At 71.0% G+C, this 4,521-nt stretch carries 4 protein-coding genes; 1 reads left to right on the top strand and 3 read right to left on the bottom strand.

What is annotated here, in order from left to right; genetic code table 11:
- Window positions 1-96: 96 nt before the first annotated feature.
- From FNH05_RS33010 to FNH05_RS33000, 3 genes are all read right to left on the bottom strand, one after another.
- Window positions 97-645, bottom strand: coding sequence for a hypothetical protein (locus tag FNH05_RS33010; protein WP_144592772.1), 549 nt, complete (start codon window positions 643-645; stop codon window positions 97-99).
- Window positions 646-736: 91 nt separating this feature from the next.
- The gene (locus FNH05_RS33005; RefSeq protein WP_222426779.1) at window positions 737-2,164 is read right to left on the bottom strand and encodes a PAS domain-containing protein; all 1,428 of its coding nucleotides are present in this window, start codon (window positions 2,162-2,164) and stop codon (window positions 737-739) included.
- A 155-nt stretch (window positions 2,165-2,319) separates the two neighbouring features.
- Window positions 2,320-3,888, bottom strand: coding sequence for a serine hydrolase domain-containing protein (locus tag FNH05_RS33000; protein ID WP_144592770.1), 1,569 nt, complete (start codon window positions 3,886-3,888; stop codon window positions 2,320-2,322).
- 447 nt (window positions 3,889-4,335) lie between these two features.
- On the opposite strand from FNH05_RS33000, the gene FNH05_RS32995 reads away from it, so the two are divergent.
- Window positions 4,336-4,521, top strand: a 186-nt coding sequence (locus tag FNH05_RS32995) for a hypothetical protein (protein ID WP_144592768.1), incomplete at its 3' end; no start/stop codon positions are given.

Below are 4,521 nucleotides of genomic sequence, written 5' to 3'. Positions count from 1 at the left end.
CCGATCCCGCCGCGAGGCGCAGGCCCGCGTCGGCCTTGGCGGTCCGGGATGGCGTGGCGGGCAGGAGCGGGGCCAGGCCCCGCTCCTGGACGGTGGTCATGCCGACTGCCGCGTGGTGGTCGGCCCCGTGCTGCCGGAGCGGTGGCGGTCGCCACCGTTCCGGTCGCCATCGAAGTCCGGCGGCACGCCGTTGCCGAAACCGCCGTCGTCCGCGCCCGGGAAACCACGGCCGCCGTAACCGTCGCCGTCGCCGTCGCGGTCGAAGCCCGGATGGCCGCCCCGCTGCCGTTCGATCCCGGTACCGGCGGTACCGCCGGTGCCCGCGGTGGCGTGACCGATGGCGAACCCGCCCGCACCGCCCGCCAGCAGCAGGCCGGCCACGGCCGCGGCGAACAGCCCCTGGCGGCGGAGCCGGGCCGTTTTGGCGGCCTTCGCGGCCGGATCGGCGACCGGCACCGCGGCGGCGGTGCCGGTCGGCACCGAAGCGGCCTCGGGCCAGACCGGCGGCACCGGGGGTTCTTCTCCCACGGTGCCCGCCGCGTTCAGAGACGCCGTTTCCCGGGCGTTCTCCTGTGCCTCCCCCGAGGACGGCGCGGGGGAGGGCTCCCAACGGGAACCGCTGTGCGGTTGTTCCTGGTCGTGCATGGTGCTCCTTCGGTCCTGACCTGGACCATGGTGAGCGGCCATGCTGAAATCCAGCCGTGGCTGACCTGTGTGCCGCCTGTGCGAATGGTGATCAGGGCTCTTCGCGCGAGGCGGTGGCCGCGTCGCGCATGCGGTCCAGCCAGGTCTCCAGCGCCGCCGGGTCGAGCGGGAGCACCGAGGCCTGGAACTGCCTGCCCAGTTCCCGCAGCATCTCCAGCCCTTCCCAGCCGGCCACGAACTCGTCGTCGATCGGCTCCAGCAGCCTGCCCAGTGCGGGCCCGGCGCCCCGTCGCGACACCAGGGTCCGCCACTGGCCGAGGAACTTGCGGAACTCCTCCAGCCGGAGTCCTGCTTCGGCGACCAGCGCGGCGACCTCGTGTAACTCGCGGTTCACCTGCCAGGCACGCTCGGACATCTCCAGGACGCCGTCGTGCAGGGCGTCGCACAGCAGCGGCACCTCGCTCAGGGACGTGTGCGGTGCCAGCCCGTCCACCACCTCGGCGGCGAACGCCGCGACCATGTCGTTGTGCAGGTGCGCCAGCGCGATCCGGAAGCGCAGGTCCGCGACGAGCGAGCCGAGCCGTGCCAGCCGGGGGACGAGTTCCTCCAGCGCGCCCACCGCCCGGTCCATGGGCTGGGCCATCACCCTCGCCACGTTCTTGAGCACCGGCGCGGTGGCGACCACGGTCTCCGACGCGTACTGCGCCGCCCCGACCGCCTTGTTGAGGCGGCGTGCCACTTCCAGCACCCGGGATGAGGCGTGGGACAGCCGGTCGCACAGCGTCCGGTAGCTCTCGAGCCTTTCGACCAGTTCACCGAGCTGTCCCTCCAGCGCGCCCGCGCTGCGCAGCACCTCGGCCGTGGGCCCCTGGCCGTGAGGCCGGGCGTAACCGGTCGAAGCCAGTCTGCGCCGCACCCCGACCTCGAAGGACAGCGCCTCGGCCAGGAACTCGTCATGCGAACCGAAACCGAGCGTGCCCAGCGTCCGCTGAAGGTGCTTCATGCCGGCTTCGGCCGTCTCACGCCGGTTCAGTCCTTCGGCGCGGGCCTGCTGTTCGACCACGAGCGTCTGCCGGTAGATCTGCTTCGCCGCCTCGAACAGCGGCCCCTGCGGTGCGACCCGGACGGAGAGGAACCCGTCGCCGAGCGGGGTCACCGTGGCGAAGACCCAGTAGCTTTCGCCGTCCTTGGTCAGGTTCTGCACGTACACGCCCGCCGGCCGGCCGCTCAGCAACCGGTCCCAGAGCAACCGGAACACGCCCGCGGGCATGTCCGGGTGCCGCACGATGCTGTGCGGTGCGCCCGTGAGGTCCTCCAGCGGGAAGCCGGAGATCCGCACGAAGACCGAGTTGCCCGTCCTGATCAGCCCGCGCCGGTCGGTCGTGGAGAAGAAAAGTTCGTCTGGCTTCACCACCGGCGCATCGCCACCGGGACCGGCCGAGTAGCCGCCCACCATTTCCGCACACCTCTCGTTCCTGCCCACCACATCGGCCGGCCCTGCCCCGTCCGCCCCGGCCACCGAGGGAAACGTAGGCCACCGCCCGTTTTCCACCGGAACGGACCCTGGGATGCCGGTCTTTGACGGCGCTGCGGATCCGGCCGGACGCGGTCGGTCGCGAAATGGAGGGAAAATGGGAAAACGGTGAGTTAATCACTCGCCGCTTCCACTCGTGGTCAGTGGCCAGGTTGCAGGCTGGAGAGCGTTTGCCGCAGCGAGCCCAGCAGGTTGGGCAGGATCTCGGGCAGGTGCCGCCCGGTGATGCGCGCGGTCTGCTCCCAGCCGTCCAGCAGCCGGGGCAGCAGGTCCGGCACCTGGGTGGCGAGCTGGGCGAGCCCGGCCGGAAGCGCGGTCACCGCGGCGACCCCGGCGCGCGGAATGTCCATAACGGACCGGACGGTGCCGGTGACGGCGAGTTTTCCGTCACAGCCGAGGATCGTGCAGCCCTTGGGGGCGGTCGGACCCAGGTCGGCCAGTGCGAGGTTGTCGGCCGGGTTGATGATCAGCGTCGGGTCGACGGCTCCCGGCTTCGGCGGCACGTACGGCCTGGCCTGCGGCTGCCGCGGCGAACGCACGGCCTCCATCAGCAGCTTGAAGAACTCGTACTCGACGCGTCCGGGCTGCCCCGGCAGCACCGCGGTCAGCGGGTCGCTCACGTCCGTGCGGCTCGGCGGCCACAGCAGTGAACCGCTGGAGCGGGTCACCACCATGCCGACGCTGGGCAGCACGAAGATGTGCTGGCCGAAGAACCCGTACGAGAGGTACATGTCCTCGGGTGCGCTGGGGATCATCGGTGCCGGGTTGTCCGCCGCCGCGAAGGCCGACGGGGTGATCCAGTGCGGGCCGGCGTTGAGCCAGGTCAGGAACCCGTAGCCGGGGTTGGTCGGGGTCGGTGTGCGCAGCTGGCGCAGGTAGTCGGCGGAGATCAGGCGCCGCCCGTGGAAGGTGCCCTGGTTGAGCAGCAGCTGGCCGATCCGCCCGAACTGCCCGCCGGGCAGGAACAGGTTGGACCACCCATCGGTGTGCCCGCTGCGGTCGCGCAGCCAGAACCACGACGAGCGGCCGATGCCGATCGGGGTGAACAGCTCGCGCTGCGCGAAGTCCTGCAGGTCCTCGCCCACGGCCCGTTGCACCACGTAGGCCACCACCGAGGGGCCGATCTGGTCGTAGCGGAAGAAGGTGCCGGGCCGGTGGTCGAAGGGCAGTGCCATGAACTCGCGGATGCGGTCGGGCATCGCGAGGTTGAGCTCGCGGCCCCAGTTCATGTGGATCCCGCTGGTCTGGGTCAGCAGCTGGCGGACGGTGACCGCGCGGTGGGCGGCGTCGCCGAGCCCGGGCGGCAGGTACCGGTCGATCGGGTCGTCCACCGACAGCCTGCCGAGGGTGACCGCGCGGCCCACGAGCAGCGCGGTGATCGTCTTGGTCTGGCTCCAGTTGTTGCTGGGGACCGCGTCGAACAGCGGGTCGAAGATCCCGCTGCCGACCCGGCAGTTGTTCCGGAACACCTGGACCGTTTCCGAGCCGTTGACCGACATCAGGTTCAGCGCGTGCCAGAGTTTTTCGGGATCGAGGCCGGCCTGTTCGGGGGTCGCGGTCTCGTAGTTCGCCGTCGCGTCGCCGCAGACCTTGCCCGTGGCCGCCGTCGGGCCGGTGGCGGCCGTGGCGCTCGTGATCGTGGGCCCCGTCAGTGCGAGCAGTGCCGGCAAGGTGCAGACCACGAGGCGGCGCAGTGCGGACAGCTTCATCGGTGCCTCCTCCTACTGTGTTGACGGCGGCGGAGCCTATGAGCGTTCGTTCAGCAGCGCCAACTCCGGCCCGCGCGGTCCGAACGCGACGGTGACCAGTGGTAATGGCATTTCACTTCGGCTGGCCCGGTCCGCGGGTTTCGTCGCACTATCGGGGAGCGCTCTCCCAGCCGGCCGTCTGCGTCGGGTGATCGGACGGTCGTGGCGGGTGATTGCGGCGCACGATGGGGCGGCCGGGACACCCTGTTGGCGGCGTGTCGGTCGCTCTCATCCGGTCGGAGGACCCGTGTCCACAAGCGACAGTGGGCGGAAAGTGCCTTCCGGCTGCCCGGAACTCGATGGGGTAGCGAACGTTCGGCCGTGCTCATCGCCACCGCCGTTCCGGTCGATGAATCGATAGCCGCCATCCGCGGCGAAATCGGTGAATCGGAAGGAGAACGCATGCACATGTCCAGACGAATCTGGCTGAGCCTCGGCGTGCTGCTGATGGTGCTGTCCGGACTGGGAAGTGGCGTCGCACAGGCGACGCCGGCCCGGTTCGTGCCCCCCGGCATCGGCATCCACACGCCCGGGCATCCGCAGCCGCCCCACTGGATCGGCTCGTGGCCGCCGCCCCCGGGGCACATCAGGCAC

This window comes from Amycolatopsis rhizosphaerae, from assembly GCF_007713715.1.
Taxonomy (GTDB): domain Bacteria; phylum Actinomycetota; class Actinomycetes; order Mycobacteriales; family Pseudonocardiaceae; genus Amycolatopsis_E; species Amycolatopsis_E rhizosphaerae.
This window is presented reverse-complemented; position numbering and strand designations above follow the sequence as displayed.